General features: G+C 67.9%; 15 protein-coding genes. 11 read left to right on the forward strand and 4 right to left on the reverse strand.

Annotated elements, in window-relative coordinates; genetic code table 11:
- Nucleotides 1-394 precede the first annotated feature (394 nt).
- The 3 genes from groES to KEG57_RS27510 all read left to right on the forward strand — a co-directional run bounded on the left by groES (nt 395) and on the right by KEG57_RS27510 (nt 3,430).
- Nucleotides 395-691 (forward strand): co-chaperone GroES, encoded by a 297-nt coding sequence (groES, locus tag KEG57_RS27500; RefSeq protein WP_272419104.1) that lies wholly within the window; start codon nt 395-397, stop codon nt 689-691.
- Nucleotides 692-728: 37 nt separating this feature from the next.
- Nucleotides 729-2,357, forward strand: coding sequence for a chaperonin GroEL (groL, locus tag KEG57_RS27505; protein ID WP_272419102.1), 1,629 nt, complete (start codon nt 729-731; stop codon nt 2,355-2,357).
- A 146-nt stretch (nt 2,358-2,503) separates the two neighbouring features.
- Nucleotides 2,504-3,430: a YihY/virulence factor BrkB family protein gene (locus KEG57_RS27510; protein WP_272419100.1), complete on the forward strand. Its 927-nt coding sequence runs from the start codon at nt 2,504-2,506 to the stop codon at nt 3,428-3,430.
- Here KEG57_RS27510 and KEG57_RS27515 read toward each other — a convergent pair.
- Both KEG57_RS27515 and KEG57_RS27520 read right to left on the reverse strand, forming a co-directional pair.
- Nucleotides 3,370-3,834 carry a DoxX family protein gene (locus KEG57_RS27515; RefSeq protein WP_272419098.1) on the reverse strand — a complete coding sequence of 155 codons (465 nt, stop codon included), beginning with the start codon at nt 3,832-3,834 and terminating at the stop codon, nt 3,370-3,372. The two genes, KEG57_RS27510 and KEG57_RS27515, sit on opposite strands and share 61 nt — an antisense overlap.
- A 124-nt stretch (nt 3,835-3,958) precedes the next feature.
- The gene (locus KEG57_RS27520; RefSeq protein WP_272419097.1) at nt 3,959-5,335 is read right to left on the reverse strand and encodes a vWA domain-containing protein; all 1,377 of its coding nucleotides are present in this window, start codon (nt 5,333-5,335) and stop codon (nt 3,959-3,961) included.
- A 193-nt stretch (nt 5,336-5,528) separates the two neighbouring features.
- On the opposite strand from KEG57_RS27520, the gene KEG57_RS27525 reads away from it, so the two are divergent.
- The 8 genes from KEG57_RS27525 (at nt 5,529) to KEG57_RS27560 (ending at nt 15,869) form a co-directional block, all read left to right on the forward strand.
- Nucleotides 5,529-7,247 carry an ATP-binding protein gene (locus tag KEG57_RS27525; protein ID WP_272419095.1) on the forward strand — a complete coding sequence of 573 codons (1,719 nt, stop codon included), beginning with the start codon at nt 5,529-5,531 and terminating at the stop codon, nt 7,245-7,247.
- A gap of 41 nt (nt 7,248-7,288) precedes the next feature.
- The gene (locus KEG57_RS27530; RefSeq protein ID WP_272419094.1) at nt 7,289-9,403 is read left to right on the forward strand and encodes an ATP-binding protein; all 2,115 of its coding nucleotides are present in this window, start codon (nt 7,289-7,291) and stop codon (nt 9,401-9,403) included.
- A 689-nt stretch (nt 9,404-10,092) separates the two neighbouring features.
- Nucleotides 10,093-10,506, forward strand: coding sequence for a V4R domain-containing protein (locus KEG57_RS27535; RefSeq protein ID WP_272419092.1), 414 nt, complete (start codon nt 10,093-10,095; stop codon nt 10,504-10,506).
- Nucleotides 10,507-10,698: 192 nt separating this feature from the next.
- Complete coding sequence (locus tag KEG57_RS27540; RefSeq protein WP_272419090.1) at nt 10,699-11,073, forward strand: roadblock/LC7 domain-containing protein; 375 nt, start codon at nt 10,699-10,701, stop codon at nt 11,071-11,073.
- A gap of 17 nt (nt 11,074-11,090) precedes the next feature.
- A complete protein-coding gene (locus tag KEG57_RS27545; RefSeq protein ID WP_272419088.1) occupies nt 11,091-11,825 on the forward strand; it encodes an OmpA family protein in 735 nt (244 codons plus the stop codon).
- A 19-nt stretch (nt 11,826-11,844) separates the two neighbouring features.
- Nucleotides 11,845-13,602 carry a coiled-coil domain-containing protein gene (locus KEG57_RS27550; RefSeq protein ID WP_272419086.1) on the forward strand — a complete coding sequence of 586 codons (1,758 nt, stop codon included), beginning with the start codon at nt 11,845-11,847 and terminating at the stop codon, nt 13,600-13,602.
- A 79-nt stretch (nt 13,603-13,681) separates the two neighbouring features.
- A complete protein-coding gene (locus KEG57_RS27555) occupies nt 13,682-14,707 on the forward strand; it encodes a two-component system sensor histidine kinase NtrB (RefSeq protein ID WP_272419084.1) in 1,026 nt (341 codons plus the stop codon).
- Nucleotides 14,708-14,714: 7 nt separating this feature from the next.
- Nucleotides 14,715-15,869: a DUF4388 domain-containing protein gene (locus tag KEG57_RS27560; RefSeq protein ID WP_272419083.1), complete on the forward strand. Its 1,155-nt coding sequence runs from the start codon at nt 14,715-14,717 to the stop codon at nt 15,867-15,869.
- A gap of 96 nt (nt 15,870-15,965) precedes the next feature.
- On the opposite strand, the gene KEG57_RS27565 is transcribed toward KEG57_RS27560, so the two are convergent.
- Together KEG57_RS27565 and KEG57_RS27570 are read right to left on the reverse strand one after the other, a co-directional pair.
- The gene (locus tag KEG57_RS27565; RefSeq protein ID WP_272458905.1) at nt 15,966-17,189 is read right to left on the reverse strand and encodes an iron-containing redox enzyme family protein; all 1,224 of its coding nucleotides are present in this window, start codon (nt 17,187-17,189) and stop codon (nt 15,966-15,968) included.
- A gap of 434 nt (nt 17,190-17,623) precedes the next feature.
- Nucleotides 17,624-18,247, reverse strand: a complete 624-nt coding sequence (locus KEG57_RS27570) for a hypothetical protein (RefSeq protein WP_272419079.1) — start codon at nt 18,245-18,247, stop codon at nt 17,624-17,626.
- Nucleotides 18,248-18,314: the final 67 nt, after the last annotated feature.

Genomic DNA, 18,314 nt, shown 5'->3' on the forward strand with positions numbered 1-18,314 from the left:
GGTTGAACAGCTCGTCCTCGAAAGACCGGAGACAGAGGCTTCGCGGACGGCTCGGGGCCGGACGCGGGCCTCATGAACGGAATCTACCGCAGCGGGCGCACGACGCCCAGCGGACGGCAGATGGTTTTACGTGGGATTCCGAGGATTTGTGGCCACCCCCAGGGGCGGCTGCCAGCGATCGCGAAGGCCGTGATTTGCAGCCGCTTGACAGCCGAACGACCATGACTATCTTCCGCGCCGTTCGTTAGCACTCACCCCCCGTGAGTGCTAACAATCGAAAAACCGCAAGCTCATCGGGCATGTGGCGGGGGCGCCCACAGATGAATGCGCGCCCCGCGCCTGCCCATTGCGAATGGGATCTGGTGGCTCTCGGCCACCCCCGGAGGGTTTCACGATGGCGACGAAGATCAGGCCGCTGCAGGACCGCGTGATCGTCAAGCGACTCAAGGAAGAAGAGAAGACCAAGGGCGGGCTCTACATCCCGGACTCCGCCAAGGAGAAGCCCGTGGAGGGCACGGTCCTCGCCGTGGGCAACGGCAAGGTCCTCGAGGACGGCACGGTGCGCAAGCTCGACGTGAAGGAAGGCGACCGCGTCCTCTTCGGAAAGTACTCGGGGACCGAGGTGAAGCTCGATGGGGAAGAGCACCTCATCCTGCGCGAGGACGACATCCTGGGCGTGATCGAGTCGTGACGCGGGCCGTGGCCCCCTGAATTTTGGAGATATCGAGATGGCTGCCAAAGAGATCATCTACAACGAGTCGGCCCGCAGCATGATCCTCGCGGGCGTCAACGCCCTCGCCGACGCCGTGAAGGTCACGCTCGGCCCGAAGGGTCGCAACGTCGTCATCGAGAAGAGCTTCGGCTCGCCCACCGTGACCAAGGACGGCGTCACGGTCGCGAAGGAGATCGAGCTCGAGAACCGCTTCGAGAACATGGGCGCGCAGATGGTGCGCGAGGTGGCCTCGAAGACGAGCGACATCGCCGGCGACGGCACCACGACGGCGACGGTGCTCGCCCAGGCGATCTACCGCGAGGGCTCCAAGCTCGTCGCGGCGGGCCACAACCCGATGGAGATCAAGCGCGGCATCGACAAGGCGGTCGAGGCCATCGTCGCGAACCTCAAGGGCTCGGCGAAGCTCACGCAGGACGCGAAGGAGATCGCCCAGGTCGGCACGATCAGCGCGAACGGCGACCTGACGATCGGCAAGCTCCTCGCGGACGCGATGGAGAAGGTCGGCAAGGAAGGCGTCATCACGGTCGAGGAGGCGAAGAGCGCCGACACGACGCTCGACGTGGTCGAGGGCATGCAGTTCGACCGCGGCTACCTCAGCCCGTACTTCGTGACGGACGCCGAGGCGATGAAGTGCGTCATGGAGGACGCCTACATCCTCATCTCGGAGAAGAAGATCTCCAACATGAAGGACCTCCTCCCGGTCCTCGAGGCGATCGCGAAGCAGCAGAAGAACCTGCTCATCATCGCCGAGGACGTCGAGGGCGAGGCGCTCGCGACGCTCGTCGTGAACAAGCTCCGCGGCACGCTGCACTGCGCGGCCGTGAAGGCGCCCGGCTTCGGTGATCGCCGCAAGGAGATGCTGAAGGACATCGCGGTCCTGACCGACGGCCAGGTGATCGCGGAGGAGCTCGGCCTCAAGCTCGAGAACGTCACGATCTCGGATCTCGGCCGCGCCAAGACCGTGATCATCGACAAGGACAACACGACGATCGTCGGCGGCCAGGGCAAGAAGGACAAGATCAAGGCGCGCCAGCAGGAGATCCGCGCCCAGATCGAGCACACGACGAGCGACTACGATCGCGAGAAGCTCCAGGAGCGCCTCGCGAAGCTCGTCGGCGGCGTGGCCGTGATCAAGGTCGGCGCCGCGACCGAGACCGAGATGAAGGAGAAGAAGGCCCGCGTCGAGGACGCGCTCCACGCGACCCGCGCGGCCGTGGAAGAGGGCATCGTCCCCGGCGGCGGCGTCGCGCTCATCCGCGCGCAGGCCTCGCTCGGCTCGCTCGAGGTGAACGACGAGCAGCGGTTCGGCGTGAACATCATCCGTCGCTCGATCGAGGAGCCGCTCCGCCAGATCTCGGCGAACGCCGGCGAAGAGGGCTCGATCGTGGTCCAGAAGGTTCGCGACGGTCAGGGCTCGTTCGGCTACAACGCCGCGAGCGGCGAGTACGGCGACCTCCTCGCGATGGGCGTCATCGACCCGGTGAAGGTCGTGCGCTCGGCGCTCCAGAACGCCGCGAGCGTGGCGAGCCTCATGCTCACCACCGAGGCGCTCATCGCGGAGCGTCCGAAGGAGGAGAAGGCGGCGGCAGGTGGCGCGCACGCGGGCCACAACCACGACTTCTGATCCGACGGGCGTCGTGACACCCACGACGCAATCGTGAAAGCACAGCGAAGGCCGGCCCTGTGAGGGGTCGGCCTTTTGCTTTCCATGGCGCACGAACCCGACGATGCAGCGCGCCATCGAGGCCGGAGCCTTGCTACAGTGGAGGCATGTGGGATCGGCGGCACCTCTCCGGGTTGGCGAGCTCCGCCTTCCGGGCGCTCGGCCGGCTGGTCCATTACCTCGATCTGCACGAGGCGCCGCGGGCGGCGAGCGCGATGGCGTTCGACGCGTTCCTCAGCATCATCCCGCTGCTCGCCGTGGCCGGCTGGGCACTGCATCGGCTGCGCGACGCCGCGGCGGAGCTGCTCGGCTCGCTGCTCAGCGCGGCCCCGCCGTCCGTCTCGGCCGCGCTCGGTGAGGACTTCTTCCGCATCTCCGACGCGAAGGCCCTCGTGCTCGCGCCGCTCGGGCTCCTCGCCTTCCTGTGGGTCTCGTCGGCGGGCGCGGCGACAGCGATCGGCGTGTTCGAGACGATGTTCGTGTGCACGCCCCGTCCCTGGTGGAAGCGGCGCCTCGTGGGTCTCGGGCTCGTGCTCGGCGCGATCCCGGCGGTCGGGATCGCCACCTTCGTGGGCATCGTGTTCACGCGTGTGACCGGCTCGCTCGGCGACGCGCTCGTGGCCGCGCTCGGGCCTGGGGTGATCCTGATCGCGCTGGTCGCGGGGTTCTTCCGCTTCACGATCACGCGTCCGCCCACGGTGCGGAGGCGCGTCTGGCCGGGCGCGATCGTGACCGTGTCGCTCTGGGCGATCGTCTCGACGTTGTTCTCGGTCTACGTGCGGAGTTTGGCGCGGTACGCGACGCTCTACGGCACGCTCGCGAACGTCGCGGTGCTCCTGTTCTGGCTCTGGCTCCTCTCGATATCGCTGCTCGTCGGCGGTGAGGTGAATGCGCAGCTCGAAGGCGTGCGCGATCCGCACGACGACGCGCCCGAGCGCTGGCTCTCGCCGAAAGCCGAGGGGCCGCGCTCGATTCAGCCGCCTCCGCCGCCGGCGTCGGTCTTGCGACCGAAGAGGACGGCGTCGAGCGAGTAACGGCCGCCGCCCGTGAGGGCGAGCGCGAGGCCGAGGATCGAGAGCAGGAACGGATACTCGAAGGCCCCGCCCTTGGCCGAGCCGAAGTGCGCGGCGTCCGCCATGTGCATCGAGGCCCAGGCGACGACCATGTTGAACGCGACGACCGCGGCCGCGGGGCGCGTGAGCAGGCCGAGCATCACGCAGACGCCGCCGAGGAATTCGGCGAGGGTCGCACACCAGGCGAGCAGCGTCGGCGCCGGAAACCCCTTCGCCGCGAGGCCACCGGCGAGCCCGGCGGGGCCGGCCGTGAGCTTGGAGAGCCCGTGCGCGGCGAGGAGCACGCCCGTCGCGAGCCGGACGAGCAAAAGGCCCAGTGAGCCCGTGCGGCTCGGATCGGGATAGAGGAGGGATCGGAACTTCATGTCCGTGGCGTAGCACGGCGCACGCCAAGCGAGGCGAGAGCCGGGCGAGCTACGCGGCGGGGCGCACGAATGCGACGTGAGGGGAGGACACGCAGGAAAAACGATTGGCTCGAAAAACCGTTTTCTATTTGAGGATCGTCTCGCAGCCGACCTGGATGTCGACCTTCGCATCGGTGGCGGCGCCGAGGCCCTCGCAGGCCTTGCCCAGGAGCTCAACCTTGCCATCCGGGGTGTAGTCCCAGCAGCCGTCCTGCGGGCACAAATCCAGCGGATCCGTGCGCTTCTTCAGGTTTTGTAGCATCCCGTCGAGCGTGAGGTTCACGTTGACCTGGTTCTTGTCGATCTGCTCGCCGGGCGGCGGGGGCGGCAGGTCGTAGATGCAGCCGAGCGCCTTGCCGCGGACGTCGGCGATCGCCTGGGCCAGCGCGTCGGCGTTGAACTGCGCGCCGTTCGAGAGATCGATATGGCAAGGTTTGGCAGGGGCGGCCCCCCCTTGCGTGAAGGTGGCGTCCTTCGAGCAGGCCGGATCCACGGTGTCCGGCGAGCCGCTGACGGCGTAGGTCGAGAGCGCGAGGAGCATGTTGTAGGGCGGCGTGGCGAACCCGTCGACGGCGACGCCCGTGCTGTTCGAGCCGGGCACGCCCACGATGAACGTGAAAATGGGCTTGTTCGGGTCGGTGCGCGCGGCCGCGATCAGCGTATTGACGCTGTCCGGGTACTCCCAGTCGGGGCAGCTGTAATCGTCGGCGTACCCGGGCCGGGTCGGGCTCGCGACGGAGGTGCACGAGAAGCCGCCGTCCGTGATCAAAACGAGCATGCGCCGGGCGATGTTCTCGGATTTCAGCGATTCGTAGCCGGCCCGGAGAGCGTCGTAAATCGGGGATCCGTCGTCGCCGTTGCTGAGCGGCGGATGGGCGACGAGCCAATCGTACATCTGGCGGCGCACGCCGGTCGGGGCGTTCGTCTTGTCTTTCCCGGCCGGCGCGACGGGCACCTGCGGCAGGACGGAGACGCCGCATGAGACACCCGGGGCGAGGAGGGCATTGCACGTCGCCTGATCGAGCCCCACATAGGCGCAAACGCAAGGCGGGGGGTTGACGAAGCTCGACGGAAAGACCGTGAGGCCGAGGGACATCGTATCGAAGACGTCCTTGTCGATGGCCGATTTGACCGCGAGTTGCGCCGTCCCCCACTTGGACGATTTGTTCATGCTGGCGCTCGCGTCGAGCACGGTGAGCATGGCCGCGGGCGCCTGCGTGGCCTCGGCCGTGAACTTCGCGCAAGCCGGGCCGCCGCCGCCCACGCCTCCGCCGAATCCACCAACGCCGCCGCCTCCAGGCCCGACAGGACCATTGCCCGATCCCCCCGAGCCATCCTCGCCGCCTTCTCCCCCGCTGCCAGGCCGACTGTTGCCGCCCGCCGCGCAGCCTCCCCCGAGCCCGATTCCAATCGAAACGAAAAGCCCCAGGCTCACGCCGAGCCACCGCAGAACGCGCCCCATCGTTTCCTCCTCAGTCGTAAGGAAAACGACCCGAGCGTATCAGAAGCCAGACCTCGAAATCGACCACGACGAGCGCGCTGTGAACGAAATGGGCGGATCGCGTCGCGACGCCCAGAACACACGCCAAAGAGAACGCTCGGCAGCGGAACCCCCCCTTGCGCGGGAGGTAACTTGGCCCACCATTGCTTGCTCGATGGCGACGGCACGCAGCGCTCCGGATTCCTCGCCCCTCGGGACGCCTCCGGCCGAGCAATCGGCGCACGCAGGGCCGTTCACGAGGACGCACATCGACCTCGCCGCAGCCCGCGCCGGCGGAATCGCCCGCGGCGGGGTGCGCGAGGGCGAGCTCTGCTTCCTGGGCTCGCTGCACGAGCTCGTCGCCATCGGGCTCTACCGGCCCGCACTCTCGGCGCTCGTCTCGGGCACCGGGACGCCGGCCCGCCCGCCGATGGATCGAGCCTACCTGCTCAAGATCCTCGATGAGGAGGTGGGCCGGCAGTTCGGCCACCCGCTGCGGCCGGTCGTCGAGCTCGTGCTGAACGCGATCGACGCGACACCCGAGCACCCCGCACGCGTGGACGTACGGGTGCGCGAGGGCGTGGTGACCGTGACCGACGATGGGATCGGCATGGATCTGCGGACGATCCTGTCACGTCTGCTCGTGCCGTTCGCCACCGACAAGCGGCCAGGCCTGGACCTCGGGCGCTTCGGCGTGGGCTTCTTCTCGGTCATCGGCCTGGGGCTGCCCGATCCGGCCAGCCTGTCGATCGAGGTGGAGACGGGTGACGGTGCGTCGGGCTGGTCGCTGTCGGTGCTCGCCGACGGACCGGAGCCTTCATCGCTCATCTGCGCGATCCGCAGGCTCACGCCGCGCGCCGGGACGCGCGTGCAGGTGCGCTCGTCGCTCATCGAGGCCGAGTCGCTCCGCGCGTACCTGCGCGACGCGCTGCACTTCTTCCCGAAGGAGCGCGCGATCGTGAACCTCGACGGCGTGCCGTTGAACGACGGCCGTTACCTCTCGGGAGGCACGCACTTCACCGACCCGCTCGCGCCCGAGGATCCGAGTCGCGTCGCGCGCTTCTACGTGGGCGGCCGTTCGCTCGTGACGGGGATCTGCGCCGCGACGTACCACGCCGGCGTGAAGGTCGAAGGCTGCCTAGCGATCCCGGAGCTCGCGCTGATCGACTTTCCCTCCGCGGTAGAGCTCACCGAGGGTCGCGACGCGCTCAAGCCTTGCCGCAACTTCCGCGCGACCGCGGCGGCGTTCTACCGCAAGCTCACGGACCTCGCCCGCGCCCCGGGGACGACCCGCAAGACAGCCGATCGCCTCGCGGAGGTCGCCGCGCAGATCAGCGCGCTGATGCTGCAATCCGCGGCGTGGAACGAGGTCGCGCCCGAGCTCGCGCGGGCCTTGCTCGGCCCCGATCGGTACCTCGTCGGGCCGGAGCGGCGCGAGCCTCTCATCGGCTTCCTCGGCAGCAACGTGGAGAGCCGGCTCTTCGTCCCCGAGAGCTTCTGGGCCGAACGCGAGTGGCAAGGGTTCATCCCCGGCGAGCGGGAGCTGCTCGCGCGCGAGCTCGAGATCGATCACGCCGAGAGCCTCTCGAGCCTCGCGCGTCGCCGCCCAGATCTGCCCGGGATCCTGGAGCTCGCGCGTCGATCCGAGCGGCCCGAGGCCGTCCCCGTGGCGCTCGCGCGCGGCCGCAAGAACGCGCCGGGTCCGCTGCCTTGCCTCGGGACACGTCATGCGCTGCTCGTGCGCGAGGACGCGCCTGCGGTCGCGCGGCGCGTGGGCTGGGCGGAGCAGTACGCGCTGCGCGTCGCGTTCGATCGCGCGACGGGCATGCGTGAACCGGATCTCGAGCGCGAGCTCATCGTCAGCGAGCCGATCGGGGTCATGGGAGCGGCGTAACCGAGCGCGCCTCGGACGGTGGGGAAATCAGGGGGGAACCGATGACCGAAGTCTACGCTGGCCGTCTCTCGGACCTGCTCCTCGTACGCGTGCATGGTCGCTCCGCGGCCTACCTCGCGGCGAGTCGCGCGGCCCGCCCGGGCATCGTGGAGGCTTGCCGCAGAGAGGCGACGGTCCCCGATCTCGCCGAGCGGATCCTCTCTCGCACGATCTACGCGCAGAGCGCCTCGCGCATCGCGCCGCTGCGTGAGCTCGTGCAGAACGCGCTCGACGCCTCGCCGCGCGGCTCCGCGATCGACGTGCAGTCGGGCCTCGGCGGCACCGAGATCATCGTGACGGATCGCGGGCGCGGCATGACGGCCGACGAGGTCCTCGGCGATCTGCTCGTCCCGTTTCGCAGCGGCAAGGAAGGCGAGGAGCTCGCGATCGGCGAGCACGGCATCGGCTTCTTCAGCGCGCTCGAGATCGCGCCGCGGCTCGAGGTGAAGACACGCACGCGCACCGAGGGCCACCTCCTGCGCGTCGAGCCACTCGGCAAGGGCCCGCCCTACGCCGATTTCGCCTGGTCACTTCGGCCGCTGCCGCACGTCGAGGGCTGGACGGGCACGTCGGTGCGGCTCCTGCTCGACGAGCCGATCAGCCGCTCGGTCCTCGCCTCGGAGGTCGCTGCGGCCGCCTCGTTCGTCGATCCCGCCGTCGCTCGGATCTACGTCGACGGTGTGCTCATCAACGTCGCCCGCACGCGCATGCGCCGCGTCGCGCGCGCGCACGTCGCGGGCCCGCTCACCGGCCCACTTGGCGAGCTCTCGATCTGGGTCGGCCGCGGCGACGGCGCCTTGCCGCACGTCACGATCACGCAGCGCGGATTGCTCGTCGCGGTCCGCCAGGATCTCTTCACCGCGCCCGAGCTCTCGCTCCACCGCGACCTCGCGCGGGCGATCGTGTCGGCGGGCTTCGGCATCGTCGTCGAGCTGCCCGCCGAGGTGCCGCTCAACAAGGGTCGATCTGCGGTGGCCGCGCATGCATCCGCGGCCGTCGAGTCCGCGCTCATCGCGGCGTTCGAGCGCTTCGTGCTCCACGACGCGCTCTACGATCGCGAACTCCTCCGCGCCGTGGATCATCGCCTCTCGTCGGTCCTCGATCGCCTGCTCTGTGCTGCGCTCGCGGGCCAGCCCACGCAGCCTGCGACGGCGAGCGCACCCGAGGAGCTCACGGAGGCGACCCGCTCGTCGAAGCCCTGGCCGCTCATCACGCCGCCGAGCTCCGTGCCGCCGGAGTCCGAGCGACGACCGCAGCGGCGCCCCACGGTGGCCGCGCCCGAGGAGGTCGTGCGGTTCGCGGACGCGCTGCTCGACACGCCGGCCATCCGCGTGCTCACCATCGACGACGAGCACGAGCAGCACCCGCGCATCGTCACCTTGCGCCATCTTCTTGGCGCTTACCGTGCGGGCACGCTCCGGCCTATGGGCGAGCCGCAGCTGCCGGGTCGCACGTACATCTCGCTCGACGATCCGCTCGCGGACGCACTCTGGCGGCGGCTCGTCGCGACCTCCGCGGCGGCGGCGGCGGCGAGCTCGCAGGACCGTCGGGGCCGACGCATCGGCGCGCTCGCGATGCAGCGCATCGATCGGGAGACCTTGCTCGCGACGGCGAAGGCGGTGCCGGGTGTCGATGCGCTCGCGGCGGCGATGACGGTGCTCGAGGGGATCGACGCGGCGATCTCGATCGCGGCGGAGCTCACGCCCTCGCCGATCTCGGTGCATCAGGATCTCTACGGCCCGGACGAGATGGCGCACACGGACGGCAGCGGCATCAGCGTCAACCTCGCGTCGGCGCGGGTGCGTGCGCTGCTCGTGTCCGTGCTGCAGCAGGACGATCCGGCGGCGTTCGGGGCGCTCGTGGATCTGATGCTGCACGAGAAGACGCACGTCTCGCTTGCGAGTTACGTCCCGCATGCGAACGCTGAGCACGGGGCGAGTTTTTACCGGCGCAAGGATCTCCTGCGGCGACGGCTCCTCGAGTCGATGGCGCGGGGCCTCGTGGGCGATCCGTCCTCGTGGCTCCCGGCGGCGCGGCGTGGACTTTCGTCGGTTGCCCTACCTGCGCCCGACGTCCTTGCTGCCACGTTCCAGTCCGTACCTTCGGTCGCTGCCTGACGGTTTTTCCCGTCCGCCCCCCTGGTCCTCGCCCTTCGGAGGCCCAGTCTCACACAGTCCGGCACATGGATGCGCATGTGCCGGCGATCCAAATCAGCATCTCAATTCACACAATTAGATCACAAGAGTCATCCGAAGCGAGATGACCCACTGTTCGTCCGGTTTTCCGAGCGGGTCTGTCGGACCTGATCGGCGAGCTGGATGCTTTCTTGTGATCGCGTGCGATGCCGCGTATCCTCGCGGTGCCCGGAGCCCCTTGGCGGGGATTTCTTGGCTAGCATCGGGGTCCGTTTCAGTCTATCCTGCCTTGGTTCAAGGTATTCTGCGGAACCCGGGGCGGGTCCATGGACCGCACCCGGCCTCCGCGACCTCGTAGGCACACGCCCCGGGGTGCAACGTCAACGCTTGGATTTCCCGCCGATTTTTCACGCGATGGTCGAACCGACGGTACACTCTGCTTCTACCCCGCCGAGCTGGCACGTGGGTTCGCCCGCTGTCCTGCCTGTGCGAGGGCGTGTGCAGACGGTGGGTGGCGGGTGTCCCCGCGCCGGCCGCGCAGGGTTGGGTCCGCATCACAGGGAGGTTGGTGTGAGTCCAGGTCAATCCAAGGACAATGAGGTGCTCTAATGGGTCTCATCCAAGAAGTCGCTCAGACCCACAGGCCGATTCTGGGAAACGACATTCCGCTGTTGGTCTTTCGCGTGTTCCGTCACTTCTCCGCGGGTTACGTGGAGGAGGTGCTGGGACGCGGGGCGGCGGTCGTTTTCCAGAACGGTGGTAGGGAGCTCGGCAAGGAAGCCGGCCAGATGCTGTACAAGCCGAGCACGGACGAATACCTCAAGGAGGTCGTCCAGTTCGTGCGCGATTCACGTATTGGCATTCTCATCCCTCGCCAGCTCGACGACAAGCTTCTCGTGGTGGACCTGGACGAGTGCATCACGTGCGCGGGCATGGCGAGCATCTCGAAGCGTATTTGCCACTTCGAGGTCGGCTTCGTCGCAGGGATCACCGAGGTCCTGATCAAGAAGAAGCCGAAGGCGTACGAGACGAAGTGCGGCGCCAACGGCGAAGGTACGTGCCAGGTGACGGTCGAATTGGGCTAGACGACGCCGCCACGTGGTGGTGGCGGCCTCGCCCACTCACCGGTTTTCCGATAGGCCCTCGGCGTAGGACGGTGGCCCGAGGGATTCCGGAGAGCAGTGCGAGAGGGCAGAACATGTCCCGGACGCGGCGCCCGGGTTGATTGATGAGCTCGAGCACGAACTCGGGCTCGGCTTGCCCGCACAGGAGGAGACGTGGCAGCTGGAAGTCGAGTCGAAAAAATCCAGGAAATTCTTCGCAATCTTCGTTCGGTATCGCCCGACATCATCGGGTCGGCCATGGTGAGCACCGACGGCTTCATCATCGCCTCGCTGCTCCCGAACGAGATCGACGAAGAGTTGGTGTCCGGTATGGCCGCCGCGCTCCTCGGTGTCGGTGAGCGTATCGCCCACGAGCTCATGGGTGGCGCCATGGAGCAGACGTACGTGCGTGGCCGTCAGGGCTACGTCATCCTGAACGCGGTCGGCGCGGAATCGCTGCTCATCGTGCTCACGACGCCGGACGCGAAGCTCGGCCTCGTGTTCCTCGATATTCGCCGGCGCGTGACCGAGCTGTCCAAGATCGTATGACGGCGGCCTGATTTGTTATGGCTAACTCGACTGGAAACGCTCGGCTGGCCTTTGGTGGGCTGCTGCTCCTCGGTCTCACGGACCTCGGGCTGATTAACCTCAAGCTCGCGCCCGAATACGCCGAGGAGCAAGCGAAGCAGGCCCAAGTGACCGGGGCACGGCCGGGGGGAACGACCTCGGCGCAGGCCTCGGCGCAAAGGCCTACGGCCACGCCTGGCCCGAGCGTCGCCGTCGCGCCGCCTCCACGACCGACCCCCACGCCCGAGCCGCCGACCACGGCGCCCGAGCCCACGGCGACGACCTCCGCGCTGCCGGTGGTCTCGGTGGCCACAGCGACTCCGCCGGCCCCCACGGCGGAGCCCGAGCCCACGCCCCCGCCGACGAAGCCCACGCCCCCGGCGGTGGCTTCCGGCGACAAACCCGCGGCGGTCTCCGACATCCTCTTCGAGATCGATTCGAATCTCTTGACGTTGTCGGCCAAGAGCACGCTCGACGAGGTCCTCAAGCAGCTGAAGGCGAACCCGAGCCTGCGCATCCATCTCCGGGGGCATTCGGATCAACTCGGATCGCGCGAGCACAACCTGGAGCTCAGCCGCAAGCGCGCCGCGGCGGTGGAGAACTTCTTCCACGCGAACGGCATTCCGCACTCCAGGATCACGACCGAGGCCGTGGGCGGCATGAAGCCCGCAGATGCCTCGAACACCCCCACGGCCTGGAGCCTAAACCGGCGCGTCGAGATCGAGTGGCGGTAGCCGAGGACTTGAGGAAGGAATGGACCTGATCCAATCGATATGGCTTTCTTCCGCGGCTGGAGCCGGGCTGTTTTTCGGGGCCGGCCTGCTCGTGAGCAGGGCGTTCCCTTCGAAGAACGGCGCCGCCGCGGATACGAGCCTCGTCCAGGCCGAAAAAGAGGCACGCCAGCAAGCCGAGACCCAGCTCGCGACCCTGCAGCAGCAGAACGCCGAGCTCTCGCGCTCGGCCTCCGAGGCCGCGGAAAGAGCTCGCTCCGAGGCCGCGCAGAAGGCGCAGGGTGAAGCGCAGAAGCTCCGCGAGCAGGTGAACCAGCTTCAGGCCGAGGTCAACCGCGCGCGCGCCGCTGCGAGCGGTCCTTCGCCTGCGGAAGCCCAACTGCGGCAGGAGAACGCCGAGCTCCGGCAACGCGTGGCCGCGGCCGATCAAGCCGCGCAGGCCTTGCAAGCCGAGCGCACTCGCGCCCACGACCTCGAGCAACGCCTGCAAGCCGCGATGGCCCAGGCGCAAGCGGGTCGCGGCGATGATGGCGCGCGGCAGGATCTCGAGCGCCGTCTCGCCGAATCGAACGCGCAGGTGCAGGCCGCGCAGGCGCAGCTCCGCGAGGCGCAGGCGCAAGCGAATCAGCTTCGCGCGTCGGCGCAGCGGGTCGAGCAGCTCACGGCGGAGAACGCGCAGCTCAAGACGCGCCAGGGCGGCTCGGACAAGCTCTCGGCGGAGCTCGCGACCGAGAAGGCCAAGGTGCAGCAGCTCCAGACGCAGGTCGCGGCGCTGCAGAAGACGGCCGAGAGCACGAGCAAGCTCGCGCAGGACATCCAGGCCGAGAAGACCAAGGTGCGCGACCTCGAGCAGAAGCTCGCGGCGGCGCAGAAGTCGACGGGCGACGCGGGCAAGGTCGGTCAGGAGCTCGCGGCCGAGAAGACGAAGGTGCAGCAGCTCCAGGCGCAGATCGCCACGTTGCAGCAAGCCGCGAACGAGGCGGCGAAGCTCGGCATGGAGCTCGGCACGGCGCGCGCGAAGGTGCAGGACCTCGAGGCGAAGCTCAAGGCGGCCTCTGCCAGCGCGCCCGCGGCGGCGAGCGGCGGCGGCGCGAGCGCGGCCGAGGCCGACAAGCTGCGCAAGGAAGCCGAAGCGCTCAACAAGAAGAACAACGAGCTCTCGCTCCGCGTGCGCACGCTCGAGCAGAAGGCCGCAGAGCTCGACTACTACGCCAACGAGAACAGCGATCTCCGCAGGCGTGTCGAGGAGCTCGAGGCGATCGCGATCGAGGCGAAGAACATGCGCCGGCGCATCATCGACCTCGAGGCGCAGGCCTTCGCCATGACGGCGGCGCGCTCGATGGAGAAGGCTCCGCCGAGCCAGGCGCCGATCAGCACCGCTCCGATCAGCTTCCGCAACACGGACAAACGCCTGGAGACGCTGCTCGAAGAAGGCATGAGCTCGCTGCTCCGCGAGGACACGGGTGGACGTGCGGTCGTGCTCGCGGATACGCGTGGTCTCGTGATCGCGGCAGCTGGCGAGGTTCGGTACCAGAACGAGCTCGCGGCCGCGGCTTCGGTCGTGTCCGAGGTGAGTGATCGGGTGAGGAACCTCCTGCCGATCGCCGAGCCTCACGTGATCCACATCCTCGACGTGAACAACGTGGTCATGCGGACGCGATGGCTGCGGTGGTCAGACGAGACGCTGGCGCTCAGCGTCCTCGGCTTCCGCGACGAGGCGCCGGATCCGGCCGAGGAGAAGGTCGTGAAGACGGTCACCAAGCTCTTTGGCTACGGTTGACGTTCAAGCCGCGGGGGTGGCGCGAGCGTCGTAGAATGGACGATCGCTGCGCCTACGCTGCGCCTCCCCCCTCCAAACCATGAGGAAAAACCGTCCCAACGTACCGTTTTCATCGGGGACCACCCTGCTCGACGAGATCGGGGTGGGTGTCGTGATCGTGGACGAGGGGGGCGAGGTCGTCGTGACGAACCGCGTCGCCGACGACCTGATCACGCGACGCGCGGGCGGCGCCCCGCTGATCAACAAGATCTTCGAGCACGTGGAGAACGTGCTCGGGCGCGACGGCCCGCCGCGCACGAAAGAGCTCACGGTCGAGGCCTTCGACGAAGCCGGCAACAAGACCATCGTCGGCTACCGCCTCATCCGCTCGAACCGGCTCGGCACGATCATCTCCATGCACGACGTCACGGAGACCGAGCGCTTCCAGGCCGAGCGCAGGCAACTCGAGCGGCTCTCCGAGGTCGGCAAGGCATGCGCGATGGTCGCGCACGAGATCGGCAACCCCCTCGCCGCGATCAAGGCGACGATCCAGTCGATTGAGCACGAGGCCGCCGAGGCCGGGCTCGGCGATTCGCTACACGCGGTAAACCGCGAGATCGACCGGCTGAACAACATGCTCGGCCAGCTCCTCGGCTTCGTGCGCCACCGGCCGCCCCGGCGCACCAAGGCCGATCTGCCGACCATCGTGAACCGCGCGCGCGGCGCGGCCGAGGGGCGGCTCAACAACATCCATTTCAGCACGCGCTACGGCCTTTTGCGCCCGCTCTGGATCGATCAGGACCAGCTCCAGCAGGTCCTTTTGAACCTCTTCATCAACGCGGCAGACGCGATGCCGGAGGGCGGGGAGCTGAAGGTCCACGCGGGCATCGAGGACGAGCGGATGGTCCTGCACGTGGAGGACACGGGCAGCGGGATCCCGGAGGAACTCGTCGACAAGGTCTTCGACTCGTTCTTCACGACCAAGCCTACGGGCACGGGGCTCGGGCTCTCGATATGTTATCGAATCGTGACCGACCACGGTGGCTCGATCACGATCGGCGGACGGAGCGGAAACGTCTCGGGAACGTGCGTCACGATCACGTTGCCCATCATGACCGGCAGGTAGAACAGCCATGGCTCAACGACGCCACAGAGTGCTGATCGTCGACGACGAGGACGGGATCGTCCTCGCTCTCCATCGGTTCCTGTACCAGGACAACCATCGATACGACGTCCTCCTGGCCAAGAACGCCGAGGTCGGGCGGCAGATCCTGCGCGAGACGCCGATCGACGTCCTGGTGACCGACGTCCACCTGCCGGGCATGAGCGGCATGGACCTCGTCGTCTGGGCCGCGGTGGAGACGCCGGACACGCGGGCGATCGTGATGACCGCGTTCGATGTCGCGACGATCCGCGACAAGGCGCACGCGGTCGGCTGTCTCAAGCTGATGCGCAAGCCCTTCGACCTGCACGAGCTCCGCGCGGCGCTCCTGCAGGCCATGGAGACGCGTGACAGCCTGCTCGGGAGCCTCTCCGAGCTCTCGGCGGTCGACGTCATCCAGATGCTCTGCCTCGGCCGCAAGACGACCGCGCTCCGCATCGCGCGTGGCCAGGTCTCGGGCATCATCCTCATCCATAACGGCGACATCGTGCACGCCGTCTGGGACAACATCGTCGGCGAGGAGGCGGTGCACGAGATGATCGCGGTCGAGGACGGCGTCTTCAACATGGCGCCGTTCCCGCCGGACTTCGAGCGCACGATCAACGGCGACTACCAGCACATCCTGATGGAGGGCGTGCGCAAGCTCGACGAGAAGGCGCGCTTCGGCCCGTCCGACGACGATGCGCCGCGTCCCTCGGTGCGGCCCGGCCGCATCACGCAGCAGCAGGGCAGCAAGGACGACTGGGACTTCGGGCCGGACCCCGGCTTCCAGCAGAAGGCGCAGATCCCGACGAACGCGCGTATGCGCCTCGACGCGCTCAACGCGCCGCCGGTGCCGCGCGAGCTCTCGTCGCAGGCGTTCCCGCCGCCTCCTCCGCCGCCTCCCCCGCCGCCTCCCCCGCCGCCGCCTCCCCCGCCGCCCGAGGAGACGCCGGAGGAGATCGCCGCGCGCCTCAAGGAGCGCGAGGTCGCGACGCTCATGGATCAGGGCTTCACCGCGCTGCGCAACGGCCAGCGCGAGGACGCGCGCAAGTTCTGGCAGCAGGCGCTGGAGCTCGACCCGGGCAACCGCCGCATCGAGCTCAACCTGAAGAAGCTCGACCAGGATCCGACGAAGCGATTCTGACGGATCGCTTCGGGCTCGAACCCTTGGGCCCCAAATGAAGAATGGCCCGGCTGTTTCGGCCGGGCCATTCTCGTTTTTGCGCCCCAGGCGGCGCGTTTACTCCTCGGCGTCGGCGACGGCCTGCGCCATCACGCCTTCTTCCTTGCGCGGGGCGGGGCGAGCCGGCGGGGGCTCGTTCTGGTAGGCGCGGCGCGTGAGGCCGTAGTCCGTGAAGGCGAGCATCACGAGCTCGCCGTCGCCCGTGTTCTGCGTCTGGTGGAGCGACCAGCGGGGCACGAAGACCGTATCGCCGGCCTTCACCTCGACGGTCGACTCGTTCACCTGCACGCGGCCGGTGCCCTCGGCGATGTGGAGGACCATCTCGTGGGCGTGCTTGTGCCGCTCGTTGACCTTCCCGGGCGGGATGCGGACGATGCGGGTGTCGAGGATCTCCGACTTGAAGGGGATTCGCTCGACGGACTCGTTTTCGTAGCTCGCGACGCCGCGCTGGCCGGAGGCGAAGCGGATCTGGCTGGACTCGGGGAACTGGGGGGCGAGGGAGCGGCGCGCCTGGATGCGGCTCAGCACGCCCTGGAGCTTCCGACCCTGGATGGCGTCGTAGAGGCTCTCGAAGAAGCGGTGGCGCAGGCTCAGCGCGTAATTCATCGACGACAGGCACGTGTTGTACCAGTCGGGCGTGTGCATGTAGGACAGCATCATGTCCTCCAGCGTCGCCGCGTGCTCGTCATCGCATCCGATGTGAATGCGGAAGAAGGTCAGGAACTCCTCGGAGATCCCGGCCTTGAGCATGCCCTCGACCATGATCGTATACATCCGCGAGACGATGCCCTCGGTGCCGAGCGACAGGAACGAGGAGCCCGCGGCGGGGTGGGAGCGCAGGCAGAAATCGAGGAATTCGCGCACGAAGAAGCGCGAGGCGTCGAGATAGTCGGTCTTATCGATGTCGATTTCGAGCCCATCGCGGAGGAACTTGCGGAAGATCTCGGCGTGGCGTTTGTCCGTCTCCTGGCCGCCGCCCTCCTCCCACAGGTTCTCCGACAGCCGCGCGCGATGGTAATCGTTGTCCGAGTTCGCCATCAGCGCGGCGAGGTATCGGGTGAAGTTGCGGTTGTAGAGGTAGTACTGGCCGAAAAAGAACTGGAAATCGGCCTTCGTCAGGTGCCCGGCCGTGCACGCTTTGAAGAAGCGGTTCCGCCAGAACGGGTGCTCGGCCTGGGCTAGCTTGAGGTTGTGCAGCGCCGCCTCGGCGCCTTTCCGATCGGGGTTGTTCACCCCCTCCTGCGTGGTCACGAAGGCCGGCGCGCGCGACGAGGGTGGCATGGCATCCCAGCCCACATTATTGGTTTCATGCTTCGCCTCTCCGGACATACAATTCTCCTCGATCGGCCAGGGTTTGGCGCCGCAGCGCGATATACCGTCGCGCGCTGCGATGCGTCAGGCGGCTCGCCCGCCGAAAACATATCGGCAGGGACGAATAGATAAGATCGAATCTATACCGTTTCCGGTCGCCGAGCGAGGCGTTTCACGACCTTACACCAAGAAATGGCCACGCAGCTGGAACGGGCCCTCAAATGCATGGGATCCCATTCAATTTTAATCCATGGGATCCCATGTATTTAAATGAATGGGATCCCATTCTTTTCACTGACAACGCACAACTCCACGTACCGCCAGCGGCCTGGCGCGAAAAACCGATGTGGTGTGCGTGGAACGTTAGAATCGTGCCCGCGCGGGTCGGAGCACGATTCTGGCAATCAGACGGGGCGCTGGGCAGCGATCGTGGCGTCGGCGCGCGAGAGTTTCGCGTTCGTTCGCGATTTGTTGTCGACAACGCTGACGACGTGAATGCCCTGCGGGGTCAGTGACAAGGACACCATGCACACCATCGTCGCCGTGAGCCCCTCGCCGGCCACGGCCACGAGCGATCCGGGCCTGCAATCCGCCGCCGAGGGGCGGATGCGGCTCCCGAGCGGCGTGTCGCGGAACGTGCGCACGACGTTCACGAGATCGGCGGCCGTGCCGAGGACGACGATCGGGCCCTTCGGTTCGAAGTCGGCGAGCCATCCAGGGCCGAAGGACTCGACCACGCGCGCCGGCGGCAAGCGGCGCAGGAGCATCGTGTTCGCCTGCACGACGAGCCGGTCGACGATGCGACCATCCGCCGAGCCGCGCCACTTCTCGAGCGTCTCCTCGACGGGCTTGCCCTGTTCCAGGCGGATGAGGCGACGATCGATGACGCCGCCCAGCGTGGCCGCGCCAGAGTGCTCGACGATTTCCACGGTGCCGAGCTGGCTCCACGCCGTGCGCGTTTGAAGCGCGCGCGCGAGCTCCTCGGTCCAGGCGAGGGCGGTGGGTTCGAGGTCCGTGGCGTTCGTCATCAGGGCACATCCTATCCAGGTTCGGGGCGGATGGCGCGAGGTTCCGGCGTCCCCTGGGGCCGGATGT

The organism is Polyangium jinanense, from assembly GCF_028435365.1.

Excerpts from the sequence above, each read along its gene's own strand:
- KEG57_RS27565 (WP_272458905.1), bottom strand. The coding sequence starts at position 17,189 with ATGCCACCCTCGTCGCGCGCGCCGGCCTTCGTGACCACGCAGGAGGGG.
- groL (WP_272419102.1), top strand. The coding sequence starts at position 729 with ATGGCTGCCAAAGAGATCATCTACAACGAGTCGGCCCGCAGCATGATC.
- KEG57_RS27520 (WP_272419097.1), bottom strand. The coding sequence starts at position 5,335 with ATGGGGCGCGTTCTGCGGTGGCTCGGCGTGAGCCTGGGGCTTTTCGTT.
- KEG57_RS27570 (WP_272419079.1), bottom strand. The coding sequence starts at position 18,247 with ATGACGAACGCCACGGACCTCGAACCCACCGCCCTCGCCTGGACCGAG.
- KEG57_RS27510 (WP_272419100.1), top strand. The coding sequence starts at position 2,504 with ATGTGGGATCGGCGGCACCTCTCCGGGTTGGCGAGCTCCGCCTTCCGG.
- KEG57_RS27555 (WP_272419084.1), top strand. The coding sequence starts at position 13,682 with ATGAGGAAAAACCGTCCCAACGTACCGTTTTCATCGGGGACCACCCTG.
- KEG57_RS27545 (WP_272419088.1), top strand. The coding sequence starts at position 11,091 with ATGGCTAACTCGACTGGAAACGCTCGGCTGGCCTTTGGTGGGCTGCTG.
- KEG57_RS27560 (WP_272419083.1), top strand. The coding sequence starts at position 14,715 with ATGGCTCAACGACGCCACAGAGTGCTGATCGTCGACGACGAGGACGGG.
- groES (WP_272419104.1), top strand. The coding sequence starts at position 395 with ATGGCGACGAAGATCAGGCCGCTGCAGGACCGCGTGATCGTCAAGCGA.
- KEG57_RS27530 (WP_272419094.1), top strand. The coding sequence starts at position 7,289 with ATGACCGAAGTCTACGCTGGCCGTCTCTCGGACCTGCTCCTCGTACGC.
- KEG57_RS27515 (WP_272419098.1), bottom strand. The coding sequence starts at position 3,834 with ATGAAGTTCCGATCCCTCCTCTATCCCGATCCGAGCCGCACGGGCTCA.
- KEG57_RS27550 (WP_272419086.1), top strand. The coding sequence starts at position 11,845 with ATGGACCTGATCCAATCGATATGGCTTTCTTCCGCGGCTGGAGCCGGG.
- KEG57_RS27525 (WP_272419095.1), top strand. The coding sequence starts at position 5,529 with ATGGCGACGGCACGCAGCGCTCCGGATTCCTCGCCCCTCGGGACGCCT.